The sequence below is a fragment of the Kosakonia sp. BYX6 genome (genome assembly GCF_038449125.1).
GTDB lineage: Bacteria > Pseudomonadota > Gammaproteobacteria > Enterobacterales > Enterobacteriaceae > Kosakonia > Kosakonia calanthes.
The window spans coordinates 3,855,152-3,873,740 of sequence record NZ_CP151800.1; the positions used below are offsets into that span (position 1 = coordinate 3,855,152).

General features: G+C 54.7%; 14 protein-coding genes. 7 read left to right on the forward strand and 7 right to left on the reverse strand.

Annotated features, from left to right (window positions below; all coding sequences use genetic code 11):
- Nucleotides 1-228: 228 nt before the first annotated feature.
- The 4 genes from lpdA to pdhR all read right to left on the reverse strand — a co-directional run bounded on the left by lpdA (nucleotide 229) and on the right by pdhR (nucleotide 7,354).
- Complete coding sequence (gene lpdA / locus AAEY27_RS18130) at nucleotides 229-1,653, reverse strand: dihydrolipoyl dehydrogenase (RefSeq protein ID WP_342325632.1); 1,425 nt, start codon at nucleotides 1,651-1,653, stop codon at nucleotides 229-231.
- A 202-nt stretch (nucleotides 1,654-1,855) separates the two neighbouring features.
- Entirely contained in the window at nucleotides 1,856-3,748 is a 1,893-nt protein-coding gene (aceF, locus tag AAEY27_RS18135; RefSeq protein ID WP_342322195.1) for a pyruvate dehydrogenase complex dihydrolipoyllysine-residue acetyltransferase, read from the reverse strand.
- Between the two features lie 14 nt (nucleotides 3,749-3,762).
- Complete coding sequence (gene aceE / locus AAEY27_RS18140) at nucleotides 3,763-6,426, reverse strand: pyruvate dehydrogenase (acetyl-transferring), homodimeric type (protein ID WP_342322196.1); 2,664 nt, start codon at nucleotides 6,424-6,426, stop codon at nucleotides 3,763-3,765.
- 163 nt (nucleotides 6,427-6,589) lie between these two features.
- On the reverse strand, nucleotides 6,590-7,354 hold the full coding sequence (gene pdhR, locus AAEY27_RS18145) for a pyruvate dehydrogenase complex transcriptional repressor PdhR (RefSeq protein WP_342322197.1): 765 nt from the start codon (nucleotides 7,352-7,354) through the stop codon (nucleotides 6,590-6,592).
- A gap of 534 nt (nucleotides 7,355-7,888) precedes the next feature.
- Here pdhR and aroP point away from each other — a divergent pair.
- From aroP to AAEY27_RS18160, 3 genes are all read left to right on the forward strand, one after another.
- Nucleotides 7,889-9,262 carry an aromatic amino acid transporter AroP gene (gene aroP / locus AAEY27_RS18150; protein WP_342322198.1) on the forward strand — a complete coding sequence of 458 codons (1,374 nt, stop codon included), beginning with the start codon at nucleotides 7,889-7,891 and terminating at the stop codon, nucleotides 9,260-9,262.
- Nucleotides 9,263-9,434: 172 nt separating this feature from the next.
- A complete protein-coding gene (locus AAEY27_RS18155) occupies nucleotides 9,435-10,841 on the forward strand; it encodes an MFS transporter (protein WP_342322199.1) in 1,407 nt (468 codons plus the stop codon).
- Complete coding sequence (locus AAEY27_RS18160; protein WP_342322200.1) at nucleotides 10,841-11,791, forward strand: glycoside hydrolase family 43 protein; 951 nt, start codon at nucleotides 10,841-10,843, stop codon at nucleotides 11,789-11,791. The genes AAEY27_RS18155 and AAEY27_RS18160 overlap by 1 nt, the downstream gene beginning before the upstream one ends.
- Nucleotides 11,792-11,806: 15 nt before the next feature.
- On the opposite strand, the gene ampE is transcribed toward AAEY27_RS18160, so the two are convergent.
- Nucleotides 11,807-12,661 (reverse strand): beta-lactamase regulator AmpE, encoded by an 855-nt coding sequence (ampE, locus tag AAEY27_RS18165; RefSeq protein WP_342322201.1) that lies wholly within the window; start codon nucleotides 12,659-12,661, stop codon nucleotides 11,807-11,809.
- The gene (ampD, locus tag AAEY27_RS18170; protein WP_342322202.1) at nucleotides 12,658-13,221 is read right to left on the reverse strand and encodes a 1,6-anhydro-N-acetylmuramyl-L-alanine amidase AmpD; all 564 of its coding nucleotides are present in this window, start codon (nucleotides 13,219-13,221) and stop codon (nucleotides 12,658-12,660) included. The genes ampE and ampD overlap by 4 nt, the downstream gene beginning before the upstream one ends.
- Nucleotides 13,222-13,351: 130 nt before the next feature.
- On the opposite strand from ampD, the gene nadC reads away from it, so the two are divergent.
- The 4 genes from nadC to hofC all read left to right on the forward strand — a co-directional run bounded on the left by nadC (nucleotide 13,352) and on the right by hofC (nucleotide 17,454).
- Nucleotides 13,352-14,245, forward strand: a complete 894-nt coding sequence (nadC, locus tag AAEY27_RS18175) for a carboxylating nicotinate-nucleotide diphosphorylase (protein WP_342322203.1) — start codon at nucleotides 13,352-13,354, stop codon at nucleotides 14,243-14,245.
- A gap of 178 nt (nucleotides 14,246-14,423) precedes the next feature.
- Nucleotides 14,424-14,858 carry a prepilin peptidase-dependent pilin gene (gene ppdD / locus AAEY27_RS18180; RefSeq protein WP_342322204.1) on the forward strand — a complete coding sequence of 145 codons (435 nt, stop codon included), beginning with the start codon at nucleotides 14,424-14,426 and terminating at the stop codon, nucleotides 14,856-14,858.
- Nucleotides 14,859-14,867: 9 nt separating this feature from the next.
- Nucleotides 14,868-16,262, forward strand: coding sequence for a type II secretion system protein GspE (gene gspE, locus AAEY27_RS18185; RefSeq protein ID WP_342322205.1), 1,395 nt, complete (start codon nucleotides 14,868-14,870; stop codon nucleotides 16,260-16,262).
- Nucleotides 16,252-17,454: a protein transport protein HofC gene (hofC, locus tag AAEY27_RS18190; protein ID WP_342322206.1), complete on the forward strand. Its 1,203-nt coding sequence runs from the start codon at nucleotides 16,252-16,254 to the stop codon at nucleotides 17,452-17,454. Before gspE ends, hofC begins: the two co-directional genes overlap by 11 nt.
- Before the next feature lie 33 nt (nucleotides 17,455-17,487).
- Here the strand turns inward: hofC and AAEY27_RS18195 are convergent, their stop codons facing one another.
- Nucleotides 17,488-18,531: a GMP reductase gene (locus AAEY27_RS18195; protein ID WP_342322207.1), complete on the reverse strand. Its 1,044-nt coding sequence runs from the start codon at nucleotides 18,529-18,531 to the stop codon at nucleotides 17,488-17,490.
- Nucleotides 18,532-18,589 lie beyond the last annotated feature (58 nt).

Below are 18,589 nucleotides of genomic sequence, written 5' to 3' on the forward strand. Positions count from 1 at the left end.
ATGAGGCAAAGGCAGGACGGGAGCGATGAAACGGGGGAAAGTCACAAAGTCCATGTCATGACGACGCCACAGCCGCAAGCTTGACGCTGGCGTGCCGATACTTTTCTTGAATGTGTTATCGGCATTTTAATGAACAATTTGAGTAAAAAATGCCTACTAATAGTTGTAGTTATGAAATTCAGACGAAAAAAAAGCAGCCCGCAGGCTGCTTGATAGAAAGTCAGAAACTTATTTTTTCTTCGCTTTCGGGTTCGGCAGGTCGGTAATGCTTCCTTCGAACACTTCGGCAGCCAGACCGACGGATTCGTGCAGCGTCGGGTGCGCGTGAATGGTCAGCGCGATGTCTTCTGCGTCGCAGCCCATTTCGATCGCCAGACCGATCTCACCCAGCAGCTCGCCGCCGTTGGTGCCGACAATCGCGCCACCGATAACACGGTGTGTCTCTTTGTCGAAAATCAGTTTGGTCATACCGTCGGAGCAGTCAGACGCGATCGCACGGCCAGAAGCAGCCCACGGGAAGGTGGCGGTTTCGTAGCTGATGCCTTTTTCTTTCGCTTCTTTCTCGGTCAGACCCACCCATGCAACTTCGGGTTCGGTGTAAGCGATAGACGGGATAACTTTCGGATCGAAGTAGTGTTTCTTACCGGCGATAACTTCTGCGGCAACGTGGCCTTCATGCACGCCTTTGTGCGCCAGCATCGGCTGACCGACGATATCGCCGATAGCGAAGATGTGCGGCACGTTGGTGCGCAGCTGTTTATCAACACGGATAAAGCCACGGTCGTCCACTTCCACACCGGCTTTGCCAGCATCAAGGTTTTTACCGTTCGGCACACGACCAATTGCCACCAGCACGGCGTCGTAACGCTGCGGTTCTGCCGGGGCTTTTTTGCCTTCCATGGAAACGTAAATACCGTCTTCTTTCGCTTCAACGGCAGTCACTTTGGTTTCCAGCATCAGGTTGAATTTCTTGCTGATGCGTTTGGTGAAGACTTTAACGATGTCTTTGTCAGCCGCCGGGATAACCTGGTCGAACATTTCAACCACGTCGATCTGCGAGCCCAGCGCGTCATACACGGTGCCCATTTCCAGACCGATGATGCCGCCGCCCATTACTAGCAGACGTTCCGGGACGGATTTCAGCTCCAGTGCGTCGGTGGAATCCCACACGCGCGGGTCATCATGCGGAATGAATGGCAGTTGAATCGGACGGGAACCCGCCGCGATGATAGCGTTGTCGAAGTTGATCACGGTTTTGCCGTTTTCGCCTTCCACTTCCAGGGTGTTCGCCCCGGTGAATTTACCCAGACCGTTAACCACTTTCACTTTACGGCCTTTCGCCATACCGGCCAGACCGCTGGTCAGTTGAGTGATAACTTTCTCTTTCCAGGTGCGGATTTTGTCGATATCGGTTTTCGGTTCGCCGAAGACGATACCGTGTTCAGCCAGCGCTTTGGCTTCTTCGATAACTTTTGCAACGTGCAGCAGCGCTTTAGAAGGGATACAACCTACGTTCAGACAAACACCGCCGAGGGTGTTGTAACGTTCAACGATGACGGTTTCCAGACCTAAATCAGCGCAACGGAAGGCAGCAGAGTAACCTGCCGGGCCTGCCCCAAGTACCACGACCTGAGTTTTGATTTCAGTACTCATCATGACCTCTTATTGATTTCCGGCGGTCAGGGGTACTTCGTGTCGCCCTTCATCCACCGGGACGTTCTATCCGCCCGCAGTTTACAAAATTGTTAACATTTTTGAAACAACAAACGGCTAACGATTTGTCCTTTGCCCCTGATAACCCCAAAAGCAGTATGAGGTTAGCAGAAAAAAGCCGGCCGTTTGGCCGGCTTTTCGCTTACATCACCAGACGGCGAATGTCAGACAGCATGTTATTGATGATGGTGATAAAGCGCGCACCATCCGCACCGTCGATTACGCGGTGATCGAAGGAGAGCGAAATCGGCATCATCAGACGCGGTGTGAACTCTTTGCCGTTCCAGACCGGCTCCATTGCAGATTTGGAGACGCCCAGGATAGCCACTTCCGGCGCGTTAACAATCGGCGCGAAGTGGGTGGTACCCAGGCCGCCGATGCTGGAGATGGTAAAGCAACCGCCCTGCATTTCACCGGCAGTCAGCTTACCGTCACGCGCTTTCTTGGAGATAACAGTCAGTTCGCGGGACAGCTCGGTGATGCTCTTCTTGTTCACGTCTTTAAAGACCGGAACAACCAGACCGTTCGGGGTATCGACCGCAACACCGATGTTGATGTATTTCTTCAGCGTCAGCTTCTGACCATCTTCAGACAGGGAGCTGTTAAAGCGAGGCATCTGCTCAAGCGCAGCCGCAACGGCTTTCATGATGAAGACAACCGGGGTGAATTTCACGTCCAGTTTGCGCTTCTCAGCTTCGGCGTTCTGCTGTTTACGGAACGCTTCCAGATCGGTGATATCAGTTTTGTCGAAGTGCGTAACGTGCGGGATCATCACCCAGTTACGGCTCAGGTTAGCACCCGAGATTTTCTGGATACGGCCCAGTTCCACTTCTTCGATTTCACCAAACTTGCTGAAGTCCACTTTCGGCCACGGCAGCATGCCTGGCAGACCACCACCGGTTGCGGCGGCAGGTGCAGATTCAGCGCGTTTAACCGCGTCTTTCACGTAAGCCTGAACGTCTTCGCGCAGGATACGACCTTTACGGCCAGTCCCTTTCACTTTCGCCAGGTTGACGCCGAATTCGCGCGCCAGGCGGCGGATCAGCGGAGTCGCGTGAACGTAAGCGTCGTTTTCAGCGAAGTCAGATTTGCCTTCCGCTTTCGCCGGGGCCGCAGCCGGTTTTTCTGCTTTCGCAGCCGGTGCTGCCGCCGCTGGAGCAGCAGCCGGCGCCGCGGCAGGCGCAGCGCCTTCCACTTCGAAGACCATGATCAGCGAGCCGGTGGAGACTTTGTCGCCAACATTCACTTTCAGCGCTTTCACGGTACCTGCGAACGGCGCCGGAACCTCCATAGAGGCTTTGTCGCCTTCTACGGTGATCAGCGACTGTTCAGCGGAGACTTTGTCGCCCACTTTCACCAGGATTTCGGTCACTTCAACTTCGTCGCCGCCGATATCCGGTACGTTAACGTCTTTCGCGCCCGCAGCCGCTGCCGGCGCGGTTGCCGCTTCTTCTTTGACCTGCGGTTTCGCATCGCTTGCCGCCGGTGCAGCGCCCGCCACTTCGAAGACCATGATCAGAGAACCGGTGGACACTTTGTCGCCGGTATTGATTTTGATCTCTTTTACGGTGCCCGCGAACGGTGCCGGAACTTCCATAGAGGCTTTATCGCCTTCTACGGTGATCAGCGACTGTTCAGCGTCAACGGTGTCGCCTACTTTCACAAGGATCTCGGTCACTTCGACTTCGTCGCCGCCGATATCCGGGACATTGACCTCTTTCGCAGCCGCAGCGGCCGGAGCAGCAGCCGGTGCTGCTTCTTTCTTCTCTTCTGCCTTGGCAGGTGCAGCATCAGCTGCACCGTCGGCGGAATCGAAAATCATGATCAGTTTGCCGGTCTCGGTTTTGTCGCCGACAGAGACTTTGATCTCTTTAACGACGCCAGCTTGCGGAGACGGGACTTCCATAGAGGCTTTGTCGCCTTCTACGGTGATCAGCGACTGTTCAGCTTCAACTTTGTCGCCTACTTTGACCAGGATCTCGGTGATTTCAACTTCATCAGACCCGATGTCCGGTACATTGATTTCGATAGCCATTATCTCTTTACCTCTTACGCCAGACGCGGGTTAACTTTATCAGCATCGATGTTGAACTTGGTGATTGCTTCCGCCACCACTTTCTTGTCGATTTCGCCACGTTTAGCCAGTTCGCCCAGTGCTGCTACCACCACGTAAGAAGCATCAACTTCGAAGTGGTGACGCAGGTTTTCACGGCTGTCAGAGCGACCAAAGCCGTCGGTACCCAGTACGCGGTAATCGTCCGCCGGTACGTAAGTACGAACCTGCTCGGCGAACAGTTTCATATAGTCAGTTGATGCTACAGCCGGTGCATCGCTCATCACCTGAGTGATGTACGGAACGCGCGGCGTTTCCAGCGGGTGCAGCATGTTCCAGCGCTCACAATCCTGGCCATCACGCGCCAGTTCAGTGAAGGACGTGACGCTATAAACGTCAGAACCTACGCCGTAGTCTTTCGCCAGGATCTGCGCTGCTTCACGCACGTGACGCAGGATAGAACCGGAGCCCAGCAGCTGAACTTTACCTTTGCTACCTTCAACGGTTTCGAGTTTGTAGATACCTTTACGGATACCTTCCTCGGCACCTTCCGGCATGGCCGGCATGTGGTAGTTTTCGTTCAGCGTGGTGATGTAGTAATAAACGTTCTCTTGCGCTTCACCGTACATGCGGGTCAGACCATCATGCATGATGACCGCCACTTCGTACGCGTAAGACGGGTCGTAAGAGATACAGTTCGGGATAGTCAGCGACTGAATGTGGCTGTGACCATCTTCGTGCTGCAGACCTTCACCGTTCAGGGTCGTACGACCGGAAGTACCACCGACCAGGAAGCCGCGAGCCTGTTGGTCGCCTGCCTGCCAGCACAGGTCACCGATACGCTGGAAACCGAACATGGAGTAGTAAATGTAGAACGGGATCATCGGCAGATTGTTGGTGCTGTAAGAGGTCGCAGCCGCCAGCCAGGATGCGCCAGCACCCAGTTCGTTGATACCTTCTTGCAGGATCTGACCTTTCTCGTCTTCTTTGTAGTAAGCAACCTGCTCACGGTCCTGCGGGGTGTACTGCTGGCCGTTCGGGCTGTAAATACCAATCTGACGGAACAGACCTTCCATACCGAAAGTACGCGCTTCATCGGCGATGATCGGCACCAGACGGTCTTTGATCGACTTGTTCTTCAGCATCACGTTCAGGGCACGCACGAAAGCGATGGTGGTGGAGATCTCTTTGTTCTGTTCTTCCAGCAGCGGAGCGAAGTCTTCCAGTGCTGGCAGTTCCAGTTTTTCGGTGAAGTTCGGCTGACGAGATGGCAGGTAGCCTTTCAGCGCCTGACGACGTTCGTGCAGGTATTTATGCTCTTCAGAACCTTCATCGAAAGTGATGTAAGACAGCTTTTCAACCTGCTCATCAGTGACAGGAACATTGAAACGATCGCGGATGTAACGCACGCCGTCCATGTTCATTTTCTTCACCTGGTGAGCGATGTTTTTACCTTCGGCGGTGTCGCCCATGCCGTAACCTTTAATGGTGTGGGCCAGGATGACAGTTGCTTTGCCTTTGGTTTCCTGCGCTTTTTTCAGTGCAGCATAGATTTTCTTCGGATCGTGACCGCCACGGTTCAGGGCCCAGATCTGCTCATCAGTCCAGTCTGCAACCAGTGCGGCGGTTTCCGGGTATTTACCGAAGAAGTGCTCGCGAACGTACGCGCCATCTTTGGATTTGAAGGTCTGGTAGTCGCCGTCAACGGTTTCGTTCATCAGTTGGATCAGTTTACCGCTGGTGTCTTTACGCAGCAGTTCGTCCCAACGAGAACCCCACATCACCTTGATAACGTTCCAGCCAGCACCGCTGAAGATGCCTTCCAGTTCGTTGATGATTTTGCCGTTACCGGTGACCGGGCCATCCAGACGCTGCAGGTTACAGTTGATGATGAAGCACAGGTTGTCCAGTTTCTCACGGGTCGCGATAGTGATCGCGCCTTTGGATTCCGGCTCATCCATCTCACCGTCGCCCAGGAAAGCGTAAACGGTTTGTTCAGAGGTATCTTTCAGACCGCGGTGTTCCAGATATTTCAGGAATTTCGCCTGATAGATCGCACCAATCGGACCCAGCCCCATGGATACGGTCGGGAACTGCCAGAATTCCGGCATCAGTTTCGGGTGCGGGTAAGAAGAGAGGCCTTTGCCGTGAACTTCCTGACGGAAGTTGTTCATTTGCTCTTCAGTCAGACGACCTTCAACAAACGCACGTGCGTAGATGCCCGGAGAAATGTGGCCCTGGAAATACACCAGATCGCCGCCGTCTTTCTCGTTACGGGCACGGAAGAAGTGGTTGAAACACACTTCGTAAACAGTCGCGGAAGACTGGAAGGAAGCCATGTGGCCGCCCAGCTCGAGGTCTTTTTTGGACGCGCGCAGAACGGTCATGATTGCGTTCCAGCGGATAGCTGAACGAATACGGCGTTCCAGTTCCAGATTGCCCGGGTATTCCGGTTCATCTTCAACGGCAATAGTGTTTACGTAGTTGCTCGCCCCTGTGCCAGCTGCCACTTTCACACCGCCTTTGCGGGCTTCAGAAAGGAGCTGGTCAATCAGATACTGAGCACGCTCAACACCTTCTTCACGGATGACCGATTCGATCGCCTGTAGCCAGTCGCGAGTTTCGATCGGATCCACGTCATTTTGTAAACGTTCTGACATGGGGGGTATTCCTTATCTATCTAATACGTTGATTTGTCTGGAACCTGTCCCATTGCATTCTCGAGGAAAAACGCAATAAGACAGGTTCTGCGTTTAGTTGCCGCGCTCTAGAGTTTGGCGCTGGTGTTACAACTTCTTCCGGTACAAATTGCACCAGAAAAGACTAATTCTTACGCTGCTCCAGACGACGAAGTGAGCGTTCACGACGGCTCTGTTCACGGCTGCGATCCAGCAAAATCTCTTCGATAAACGCCAGGTGACGGTGCGACGCTTCACGCGCCTCTTCCGGTTTCCCGGCCATGATCGCCGCGAAAATACTCGCGCGATGGCTGCTCACCAGCGGGAGCATTTCCCGGCGCGCGTACAGCAATTCGAAGTTCTGACGAACGTTTTGCGCCAACATCGGCTCCATGCAGCGTAGCAGATGAAGCAGCACCACATTATGCGCCGCCTCGGTGACGGCAATTTGATACTGCAAGACCGCATCAGATTCCGCGTCTAAATCACCCGACTCCTGCGCCAGTTCAATGGCGTGATGCAACTCGCCAATGCGCACCTTGTCTTCATCGGTGCTGCGCAGCGCCGCGTAATAAGCGGCAATGCCTTCCAGCGCGTGGCGCGTTTCAAGAAGGTCAAACTGGGATTCGGGATGATCGGCCAGAAGCTCAACCAGCGGGTCGCTGAAGCTCTGCCACAGGCTGCTTTGGACAAAGGTACCGCCACCCTGGCGACGGAGGAGCAGGCCTTTCGCTTCGAGGCGCTGAATGGCCTCGCGCAGTGAAGGACGAGAAACATCGAACTGTTTGGCCAGTTCGCGCTCTGGAGGAAGTTTTTCGCCAGGACGTAACGTCCCTTCGAGAATCAAAAACTCCAGTTGCTGCTCAATCACATCAGAAAGTTTAGGTTGGCGGATTTTGCTGTAGGCCATTGTTCCGTTTCTCTACCATTCGGCCGGAGTAAATTGGTCTTACCAATTTCATGTTCGTGACGCTAAAGTAACAAAGTATTCACCTTCTGTCCATACAGGTTTTGATTGAAATCAGGAAACCACGCACATTTTAACAATCATACAGAAATGGCGTTTCAAAGATGTAACCTTGCACAAATGACCCGTTTACCACGAAAGAGGCAGATTTAACTTTCCGGAAACGATAATTAAGGCATATGAAGCGATTCAGTCAGCGAAGAATTGATTTTTTATGCAAATAAAGTGCATGGAATGAAATCCACACATTAAGAGGGGAGTAATGGCGTGATTTACAAACGGTTTCTTTTTAACCAAACCGTCATTGCACCGTCATAAAGCAGATGCAATCCCCTTCGCTTACCACTATTGTGAGCGTTACGAAAGGGATGAGTGAAAATCTGATTCAGCACTTCGTAAACTAAAAACTACAAGAAATGGAATTTATTCCTTACACGCAAACATCAGCGTACACGTAATAACCACATTCGAGGTTTCATGATGGAAGGTCAACAGCACGGCGATCAGCTAAAGCGCGGCCTCAAGAACCGCCATATTCAGCTTATCGCGCTGGGTGGAGCTATTGGGACTGGCCTGTTTCTGGGCAGCGCGTCAGTCATCCAATCCGCCGGTCCCGGTATTATTCTGGGTTACGCCATTGCAGGTTTTATCGCTTTTCTGATCATGCGCCAGCTCGGCGAAATGGTCGTTGAAGAGCCGGTAGCAGGTTCATTTAGCCACTTCGCTTATAAATACTGGGGCAACTTCGCAGGTTTCGCTTCCGGCTGGAACTACTGGGTGCTGTATGTCCTGGTCGCCATGGCGGAATTGACGGCTGTGGGTAAATATATCCAATTCTGGTGGCCGGAAATCCCAACCTGGGTTTCGGCAGCCGTCTTCTTTATTGCTATCAACGCCATCAACCTGACCAACGTAAAAGTGTTCGGTGAGATGGAGTTCTGGTTCGCCATTATCAAAGTGTTCGCCGTTGTGGCGATGATTGTGTTTGGCGGATGGCTGCTGTTTAGCGGCAGCGCAGGCCCACAGGCGACCGTGCGCAACTTATGGGATCAGGGCGGTTTCCTGCCTCATGGGATTGGCGGCCTGGTGATGATGATGGCGATCATTATGTTCTCCTTCGGGGGGCTAGAGCTGGTCGGTATTACCGCCGCGGAAGCCGATAACCCGGAGAAGAGTATTCCGAAAGCAACCAATCAGGTTATTTACCGTATTCTGATTTTCTATGTGGGTTCACTGGCCGTGTTGCTTTCTCTGCTGCCGTGGACGCGCGTTACCGCTGATACCAGCCCGTTTGTCCTGATCTTCCACGAACTGGGCGACACCTTTGTTGCTAATGCGCTGAATGTCGTGGTGCTGACCGCCGCGCTGTCTGTTTATAACAGCTGCGTTTACTGCAACAGCCGCATGCTGTTCGGCCTGGCGAAACAAGGCAACGCGCCGAAAATGCTGCAAAAAGTCGACAAGCGCGGCGTGCCGGTCAACACCATTCTGGTGTCCGCGCTGGTGACTGCTCTGTGCGTGCTGATCAACTACATTGCACCGGATTCCGCATTCGGCCTGCTGATGGCGCTGGTAGTTTCTGCACTGGTAATCAACTGGGCAATGATTAGCCTCGCGCATATGCGTTTTCGCCGTGCTAAGCAGCAACAAGGCATTACGCCACGTTTCCCGGCGCTGTTCTATCCGCTAGGTAACTGGATCTGTCTGCTGTTTTTGGCCGCGATTCTGGTGATCATGGTGATGACGCCTGGTATGGCGATCTCGGTATGGCTGATCCCGGTGTGGGTTGCCATTCTGGGTGTGGGTTATGCCGTGCGACAGAAAAGTGCAAAAGCCATGAAAACGCATTAATCCCTGTTTGTCCCCCCCTCTCCCGCCCGGGAGAGGGTTGTTACACCAATGTTATCTTCCTCACACTTTCCTTTACATAGCCATTTTGTCCATCTCTCCGGCCTGATCCTGCTACGCAAACAAAAATTTACAGGCGAATAATTCATCCCATACCTCAAAGGGAGAACCGGCAATGGACACAACAAAACTGTCTGTTAAAGAGAAGATTGGCTATGGCATGGGCGACGCCGGATGCAACATCATCTTTGGCGCTATCATGCTGTTTGTTAACTATTTCTACACCGATATCTTCGGCCTCGCCCCCGCGCTGGTCGGTGTTTTACTGCTGTCGATTCGTGTAATTGATGCGGTCACCGACCCGCTGATGGGCGCAATCGCCGACCGCACGCAAAGTAAATATGGCCGTTTCCGGCCGTGGTTGTTGTGGATAGCGCTTCCTTACGCGGTGTTTAGCGTGCTGATGTTCACCACGCCGGACTGGGCTTATAACAGCAAAGTCATCTATGCCTTTGTGACGTATTTCCTGCTGTCACTGACCTACACCGCGATCAATATTCCTTACTGCTCGCTGGGCGGCGTGATTACCAACGATCCGAAAGAGCGTGTTGCCTGCCAGTCGTACCGTTTTGTGATGGTCGGCATCGCTACGCTACTGCTGTCACTGACTTTATTGCCGATGGCGGAATGGTTCGGCGGCGCGGATAAAGCCAAAGGTTACCAGATGGCAATGGCGGTGCTGGCGTTTATCGGCATGTGCATGTTTTTATTCTGCTTTGCCACCGTGCGCGAGCGTATCCGCCCGGCGGTTCCGACCAATGATGATTTGAAGAAAGATTTCAAAGATGTATGGAAAAACGACCAATGGGTGCGCATCTTGCTGCTGACGCTGTGCAATGTTTGCCCTGGGTTTATCCGCATGGCGGCCACCATGTATTACGTCACCTGGGTGATGGGGGAAAGCACTCATTTCGCCACGCTGTTTATCAGCCTCGGCGTGGTGGGCATGATGGGCGGCAGTATGCTGGCGAAAGTGCTGACCGACCGCTGGTGCAAGCTGAAAGTGTTCTTCTGGACCAATATCGCGCTGGCGATTTTTTCCTGTGCTTTCTACTTCTTCGATCCGCACGCCACGGTGCTGATTGTGGTGCTCTACTTCCTGCTCAATATCCTGCATCAGATCCCGTCCCCGCTGCACTGGTCGCTGATGGCCGATGTGGATGATTACGGCGAGTGGAAAACCGGCAAACGCATCACCGGTATTAGCTTCTCCGGCAACCTATTTTTCCTGAAAGTCGGGCTGGCAGTGGCTGGCGCGATGGTCGGTTTCCTGCTCTCCTGGTACGGTTACGACGCCGGCGCCAAACAGCAAAGCGCCAGCGCAATTAACGGCATCATGCTGCTGTTTACCGTGATTCCGGGCGTCGGCTACCTGATTACTGCGGGCGTGGTTCGCCTGCTGAAAGTCGACCGTGAATTGATGCAACAGATCCAGACAGATCTGGAAAAACGCCGCGTTAACTACCACGAACTGACCGGCAGTCAGCATGTACCCGCGGGCGACAACGTAAGGAATGCATAATGAATGAATGGCCAAACCCGTTTATTGAGCAGCGCGCCGATCCGTTTATCCTGCGCCATGAAGGCAACTATTATTTCGTTGCTTCGGTGCCGGAATATGATCGTCTGGAGATCCGCCGAGCCGCAACACTGGACGGCCTGCGCCACGCCGAAGGCGTAGCCGTCTGGCGCAAGCCGCACAGCGGGCCGATGAGCGAACTCATCTGGGCACCGGAACTGCATCATATTGATGGCAAATGGTATTTGTACTTTGCTGCAACCTGGACGAAAGCGCTGGATGCACTGAACATGTTCCAGCACCGCATGTTTGTGCTGGAGTGCGCGGATGCCGATCCGCTCACCGGGCATTGGGTGGAAAAAGGCCAGGTGAAAACGCCGTTTGATACCTTTGCCCTGGATGCCACCACCTTCGTCCATCAGGGGAAACGCTGGTATCTGTGGGCGCAAAAAGCGCCGGACATTGCGGGAAACTCCAACCTCTACCTGGCGGAAATGGCAACTCCCTGGACGCTCAAAGGCGAACCGGTAATGCTGAGCAAACCGGAGTTCGATTGGGAATGCCGGGGTTTTCTGGTCAACGAAGGGCCTGCGGTGTTGTTCCATGGCGATACGCTATTTATAAGCTATTCCGCCAGCGCGACCGATGAAAACTACTGCATGGGATTGTTGTGGATTGATATCAACGCGGATCCGCGAAACCCGGCGAACTGGCACAAAGCGCCGCAGCCGGTGTTTAAAACCAGTTATAAAAACCGCCAGTATGGCCCGGGCCACAACAGTTTTACGCAAACGCCGGAAGGGGAAGATGTGCTGGTGTATCACGCGCGTAATTACACAGAGATTGAGGGCGACCCGCTGTACGATCCCAATCGCCATACCCGCCTGAAAACGATTCGCTGGCAAGAAAACGGGATGCCTGATTTCGGCATCCCGGCGGCGGATAATCAGTAGTACTGCGGCACGTTGTTAAATCAGCGTGCCGTAAATCGTCAACAACGCCACCACAACCACCAGCACCAGCGAGGTTTTCTTCGCCATCGATACCGCCGCTTTTGGTGTGGCAACCTTATCCATATGCGGCTCGCGCGCCAAAGAGAACTGCGCGAGGCGCGTTAACACCTGATACTGCGAAGTGTGGCGATCGCCCAATGATGCAAACCAGGCCGGCAAGGCTTTTTCACCATGCCCAACTAAGGCGTAAACCACGCCGACAAGACGCACCGGTACCCAATCCAGCACATGCAAGATGGCGTCAATGCCCGATTGTTGACGCTCATTTGGCGTTTGAAACCGCGCCAGCCACGACTGCCAGGCACGTAAAAACGCGTAGCCCGCCAGCAGCACCGGCCCCCACGGGCCGCCGACAATAAACCAGAACAGCGGCGCGAGGTAAAAACGGAAGTTAATCCACAGCAGCGCATTTTGCAGCTCGCGCAAAAACTCGCGCTCACTGCACCCCGGCGGCACACCGTGGATCAGCGTCAACTCATTGGCCATCGCCATATGCGCATGGCTGTCGTTTCGCGCTGCCGCTTTCAGATAGGCATGATAATGTAGCCGCACTTTACCCGCGCCAATGCACAGCAAGCCAATCATTACCCACACCACCAGCAGCGGGACATTGAAAAATAACCCCAGCAACGCACGCAAAATCAGGAACGCCACCAGCATCACCAACACGGTCATCGCGAGCGTTCTGAACGGTGAGTAGTGTTTTACCCGGCGGAACAGCACTTCCAGCCGGTGATCCAGTTGCCAGTGTTCTCCCAGTTTGAACAGCCGTTCCGCTGCCAGCACCAGCAGCATGGTAAATAACGTCATGGCATCTCCTTTTCTGACGAATCGGCGACCAGAGCGCGAAACTTCGCCCAGTCAAAAGCGGGGCCTGGATCGGTCTTACGATCGGGGGCGATATCGCTGTGTCCGGTCAAATTGTCGGCAATCGACGGGTAAAGCTCAATCACTGTTCGTGTCACCGCCGCCAACTGGTGGTACTGCGCGTCGGTATAAGCCAGATGATCGGTTCCCTCAAGCTCAATACCAATTGAGAAATCGTTACAGCGCTCCCTGCCCTTGTATGTCGAAACGCCCGCATGCCAGGCGCGCTTATCGAAAGGCACGTACTGCACAATCTCGCCGTCGCGGCGGATCAGGCAGTGCGCGGAAACGCGCAGATGAACAATCTCAGCAAAAAAAGGATCGGCGGTCGCATCCAGCGTCCCGGTAAACAATGCGTCTATCCACGGGCCGCCGAACTTGCCGGGCGGTAGGCTAATATTATGTACCACCAGCAAAGAAGGCTGTTCATCGTCCGGGCGGCAATCGAAATGGGGAGACGGCACATGCCGCGCTTCCACCAGCCAGCCCTTGCGTAACTGCATAAGGAACTCCTTATAGAGGATGGTGCTGAAACACGCTTCAGAGTAGCATGCTTACGCGGCGTCCCGTAATGGCATGCCCACATAAGATACCGTCTAACATTGTGATTCGTTACCCTTTTTGGAGTTTATCATGCCGCCTCGCCGCTATAACCCCGACCTTCGACGTGACGCACTGCTCAAACGCATCGAACTGGATATCCCCGCCGCTGTCGCCCAGGCGCTGCGCGAAGATCTGGGTGGAGAAGTCGACGCGAATAACGACATTACCGCGCAATTGTTACCGCCAGAAAACCGCTCTCATGCGGTGGTGATCACCCGCGAAGACGGGGTGTTTTGCGGTAAACGCTGGGTTGAAGAGGTCTTTATCCAACTGGCGGGCGATGACGTGACGCTGAGCTGGCACGTTAACGACGGCGACACCGTGCGTGCCGACCAGCCACTGTTTGAAATTGACGGCCCATCACGCGTGCTGCTCACCGGTGAGCGTACCGCGCTCAACTTTGTTCAGACCTTGTCCGGCGTGGCGAGCGAAGTGCGTCGCTATGTTGAACTGCTTGACGGCACAAAAACGCAGCTACTGGATACGCGCAAAACCCTGCCGGGGCTACGTACCGCGCTGAAATATGCGGTGCTGTGCGGCGGCGGCGCGAACCATCGGCTGGGGCTTTCCGATGCGTTTCTGATCAAAGAGAACCATATTATCGCCGCTGGCTCGGTTCGCCAGGCCGTGGAAAAAGCTTTCTGGCTGCACCCGGATGTGCCGGTAGAAGTCGAAGTGGAAACCCTTGAGGAGCTCGACGACGCGCTGAAAGCGGGGGCCGACATCATCATGCTGGATAACTTCTCCACCGAACAAATGCGTGAAGCGGTACAACGCACCAACGGCCAGGCGAAGCTGGAAGTCTCTGGCAACGTCACACAACAAACACTGCGCGAATTCGCCGAAACCGGTGTTGATTATATCTCCGTGGGCGCGTTGACAAAACATGTCCGCGCCCTCGACCTGTCGATGCGCTTTCGCTAACAACACTCCTCTGCTGAACGGGCCACTGGCCCGTTTTTTGCGGCCTGCCTCGCATGCATTTTGGTATCCGCTGTAAATCCGGCAGAAAAGCCGGAAGCCGCTTTCCCAAAACCCGTTTCGCCCCTCGCTTTGCAACAAATGCACTGACACAGTAGCGGCTCTGCATAAGGAGCCGTCTATGAACAGACAACACGGATTTACCCTCATTGAACTGATGGTTGTGATCGGCATCATCGCGATTCTGAGCGCCATCGGCATTCCCGCTTATCAAAACTACCTGCGCAAAGCGGCATTGACCGACATGCTGCAAGCGTTTGTCCCTTACCGAACGGCCGTTGAGCTTTGCGCACTGGAACGGGGTGGCGTTGATAACTGCGATGCCAGCAGCAATGGCATCCCTGCGCCCACCACCACCCGCTATGTCTCGGCCATCAGCGTCACAAAAGGTGTCGTCTCGCTGACCGGCCAGGAGAGCCTTAACGGGCTGAGTGTGGTGATGACTCCGCAGTGGAGCAATGCCGACGGCATGCAAGGTTGGACGCGCGCCTGCAACACACAAGCAGACAGCGCACTGCAACAAGCCTGCGAAGACATTTTCCGCACTGGACGCTAAGGAGCAGCCATGAAAGAAGACAAACTGGCAGCACTTTGCCTGCGTCACAATGCGCTGCTACTGAGCCGCGACGAAGAGCAGGTCACTATTGCCGTGGTGGGAAACCCCAGCACAGAGCTGATGGAATCGCTCAGTTTCGCCGTTCGACAGCGCGCAGATATCCGCTGCTGGACACAGGAGCAAATGGACAAGCATCAACAAATCGCTTCGCCGGTGGCCACACCCGCGGTTGTCGAAATCAAAGAAGATAGCGGTTCTGCGGTTGAGATCCTGAACCAGACGCTGCAACAGGCGCTGATGCTACGCGCCTCGGATATCCACTTCGAACCGGGCGAGACGCACTATGCCATTCGCCTGCGCGTCGATGGCGTATTGCATGCGTTGTCGCCCCTTCCCTGTTCACTCGCCAGCACGCTAACGGCACGGCTGAAAGTGCTCGGTAATCTGGATATCGCCGAACGTCGGCTACCGCAGGATGGGCAGTTCAGCGTGGAACTTTCCGGGCAACCTGTTTCATTTCGCATCGCGACCTTGCCTTGTCGTCATGGCGAGAAAGTGGTGCTGCGTTTGCTGCATCAGGTTAATCAGGCGCTGGAACTCACGGCGCTCGGTATGACTGAGTCTCAATTGGCGCTGTTTAAAACCGCGCTAGCGCAACCGCAAGGGCTATTGTTGGTCACCGGCCCGACAGGCAGCGGTAAAACCGTGACGCTGTATAGCGCGTTACAGGCGCGCAATAAGCCGGAGGTCAATATTTGCAGCGTGGAAGATCCGATAGAGATTCCCCTTGCCGGGTTAAACCAGACGCAGATTAACCCGCGAACCGGGCTGACTTTTCAGAGCGTACTGCGCGCTCTGCTGCGCCAGGATCCAGACATCATCATGGTGGGCGAAATCCGCGATGGTGAAACGGCCGAAATTGCCATCAAAGCGTCGCAAACCGGGCATCTGGTGCTGTCGACGCTGCACACCAATTCCACCAGCGAAACACTGGTGCGCATTCAGCAAATGGGCGTCGCGCGCTGGATGATCTCCTCCGCTTTGACATTGGTTGTGGCGCAGCGGCTGGTACGAAAGCTGTGTCCCCACTGTCGCAAGCTGGCGGTAGAAAACACGCACCTGCCCGAGAAGGTGTGGCCACGTCCGTTACCTCGCTGGCGCGCCGAAGGATGCGAGCAGTGTTATCACGGCTTTTATGGGCGGGTAGCCCTATTTGAGATCCTCGACATTACTCCGCAAGTGCGCCAGGCAATCGCCAGTGGTATGAGTGCCGACGACATCGAACAGTGCGCCCGCGAAGGCGGGATGACAACGCTGTTCCAACATGGTTGCCTGGCGGTGGAACAAGGGCTTACCACGCTGGAGGAGCTGGTGCGGATATTGGGTTTCCCGGATGGCGAGTAAGCAACTTTGGCAGTGGTCCGGGCTTGATGAAAGCGGCGAATTGCAAAGTGGCCTGTGCTGGAGCGAAAACCGCACGGCAGCGATGTTGCAGCTCTATCAGCAACGGCTTCACCCGTTAACGCTCAAACGCCGCCCGGTGCGCCGCGCGCTTTGGCAAGCGGAACACAGTACGGCGCTGCTCAACCAGCTTGCCACTTTACTGCAAGCCGGGCTGACCCTTCCTGAAGGGTTGCAGCTCATGGCGGAGCAACATCCAGCCAGGCAGTGGCAAGCGCTGTTGCGCCATCTGGCGCAGTCACTTGAACAGGGCGAAACATTTTCCGCGGCGCTGCAGCAGTGGCCGGAAGTGTTTCCGCCGCTCTGGTTGGCGATGATTCGCACTGGCGAATTGACCGGCAAGCTGGATGAGTGCTGCTTCAAACTCGCCAGCCAGCAAAAAGCACAGCGTGAGCTGTCATTGAAGGTGAAAAAAGCGCTGCGCTACCCGCTGATCATTCTTTCCCTGACCGCAGCGGTGGTGCTGGCCATGGTTTACCTGGTGCTGCCGGAGTTTTCCGCCATTTACCAAACGTTCAACACACCGCTCCCGGCGTTAACCCGTGGGGTGATTGCCGGCGCCAACATCGTGCAGCAATGTGCTTTGCCCTTTATGGTTTGCGCATTGTTGGCCAGCGCCGCGTTCCCCTTGTTGCGCAACCATGCGGGGTGGCTGCGTTACCGACAGCGGTTATTACTGACAAGCCCGATTATCGGGCCGCTGGTGCGCGGGCAACGGCTGAGCCAGGTTTTTACCGTGTTGTCGTTAACCCAACGCTCTGGCATCGCTTTTTTGCAAGGGCTGGAGAGCGTGATAGAAACCTTAACCTGCCCATACTGGCGAGAAGTATTGCAACGAGCGCATCGGGAGATAACCGAAGGCGCATCGATTTCAGCGGCATTAAAAGAGAGCGGTGAGTTCCCGTCGCTCTGCATTCAACTGGTTCGCACGGGGGAAGTGTCCGGAGCGCTGGACAGTATGCTCGACAATCTGGCGCAGCATCACAGTGAGCAAACACAACGCCAGGCCGATGGGCTGGCTGCGGTATTGGAGCCGCTATTGCTGGTGGTGACAGGGATAATTATTGGTGTACTGGTGGTGGCAATGTACCTGCCCATTTTTCATCTGGGTGATGCGATGGGCGGCGCAGGATAATGCAGGCGCAGCAACGTGCGCCTGCAAGCCAAGTTACAGGCTATTGAAAACGCGGTTTTCTTGTTCCTGAACGCGGATAAAGGTGGTGCGTTTGGTCAGTTCTTTCAGGCGGGAAGCGCCGACATAAGTACAGGCTGAACGCAAACCGCCAAGAATATCGCGCGCGGTATTTTCTACCGGGCCACGCAGGATGAGTTTCACGGTTTTGCCTTCTGCAGCGCGGTAACCGGCAACGCCGCCAACGTGGCGATTCATCGCGGATTCAGAACTCATGCCGTAGAACAGCATGAATTTCTCGCCGTTTTCTTCAACAACAGTGCCGCCACTCTCTTCGTGACCGGCAAGCATACCGCCGAGCATGACGAAATCCGCGCCGCCGCCAAATGCTTTAGCAACGTCGCCTGGAACAGTACAACCGCCATCGCTGACAATCTGCCCGCCGAGGCCGTGCGCGGCATCCGCACATTCAATGACGGCAGACAACTGCGGATAGCCAACGCCGGTTTTCACACGCGTGGTACAGACGGAGCCTGGGCCGATACCCACTTTAACGATATCGGCACCGGAGAGGATCAGCTCTTCGCACATTTCACCGGTTACGACGTTGCCCGCGCAGATAGTTTTGTTCGGCCAGGCTTCACGCGCTTTTGCGACGAATTGCACGAAATGCTCGGAGTAGCCATTCGCCACGTCGATACACACAAAGTTCAGCGACGGGTGCAACGCGAGAATCTGTTTGGTTTTTTCGAAATCTGCGTCGGATGTACCCGTGGAGACCATAACATGGCGCAACACATCCTCGGATTCAGCTTGTACAAAGCCTTTCCAGGCTTCGACAGAATAGTGTTTATGTACGGCGGTGAGAATGTCGAACGATGCCAGCGCTTTCGCCATCGCAAAGGTGCCAACGGTATCCATATTGGCGGCAATAACCGGTACGCCAGACCAGCGCATTCCAGAATGTTTAAAAGTAAACTCGCGCTCCAGTTCAACATCGGAACGGCTTTTAAGAGTAGAACGTTTAGGGCGGATAAGAACGTCTTTGAAACCTAACTTCAGATCTTCTTCGATACGCATGTGGGGATTCCTGGGGCTAATGGCGAAAGTACGAACACACAACTCCAGTGACGTTATC

Coding starts and splice junctions, on each gene's coding strand:
- lpdA (WP_342325632.1), bottom strand. CDS start 1,653: ATGAGTACTGAAATCAAAACTCAGGTCGTGGTACTTGGGGCAGGCCCG.
- aceF (WP_342322195.1), bottom strand. CDS start 3,748: ATGGCTATCGAAATCAATGTACCGGACATCGGGTCTGATGAAGTTGAA.
- aceE (WP_342322196.1), bottom strand. CDS start 6,426: ATGTCAGAACGTTTACAAAATGACGTGGATCCGATCGAAACTCGCGAC.
- pdhR (WP_342322197.1), bottom strand. CDS start 7,354: ATGGCCTACAGCAAAATCCGCCAACCTAAACTTTCTGATGTGATTGAG.
- aroP (WP_342322198.1), top strand. CDS start 7,889: ATGATGGAAGGTCAACAGCACGGCGATCAGCTAAAGCGCGGCCTCAAG.
- AAEY27_RS18155 (WP_342322199.1), top strand. CDS start 9,435: ATGGACACAACAAAACTGTCTGTTAAAGAGAAGATTGGCTATGGCATG.
- AAEY27_RS18160 (WP_342322200.1), top strand. CDS start 10,841: ATGAATGAATGGCCAAACCCGTTTATTGAGCAGCGCGCCGATCCGTTT.
- ampE (WP_342322201.1), bottom strand. CDS start 12,661: ATGACGTTATTTACCATGCTGCTGGTGCTGGCAGCGGAACGGCTGTTC.
- ampD (WP_342322202.1), bottom strand. CDS start 13,221: ATGCAGTTACGCAAGGGCTGGCTGGTGGAAGCGCGGCATGTGCCGTCT.
- nadC (WP_342322203.1), top strand. CDS start 13,352: ATGCCGCCTCGCCGCTATAACCCCGACCTTCGACGTGACGCACTGCTC.
- ppdD (WP_342322204.1), top strand. CDS start 14,424: ATGAACAGACAACACGGATTTACCCTCATTGAACTGATGGTTGTGATC.
- gspE (WP_342322205.1), top strand. CDS start 14,868: ATGAAAGAAGACAAACTGGCAGCACTTTGCCTGCGTCACAATGCGCTG.
- hofC (WP_342322206.1), top strand. CDS start 16,252: ATGGCGAGTAAGCAACTTTGGCAGTGGTCCGGGCTTGATGAAAGCGGC.
- AAEY27_RS18195 (WP_342322207.1), bottom strand. CDS start 18,531: ATGCGTATCGAAGAAGATCTGAAGTTAGGTTTCAAAGACGTTCTTATC.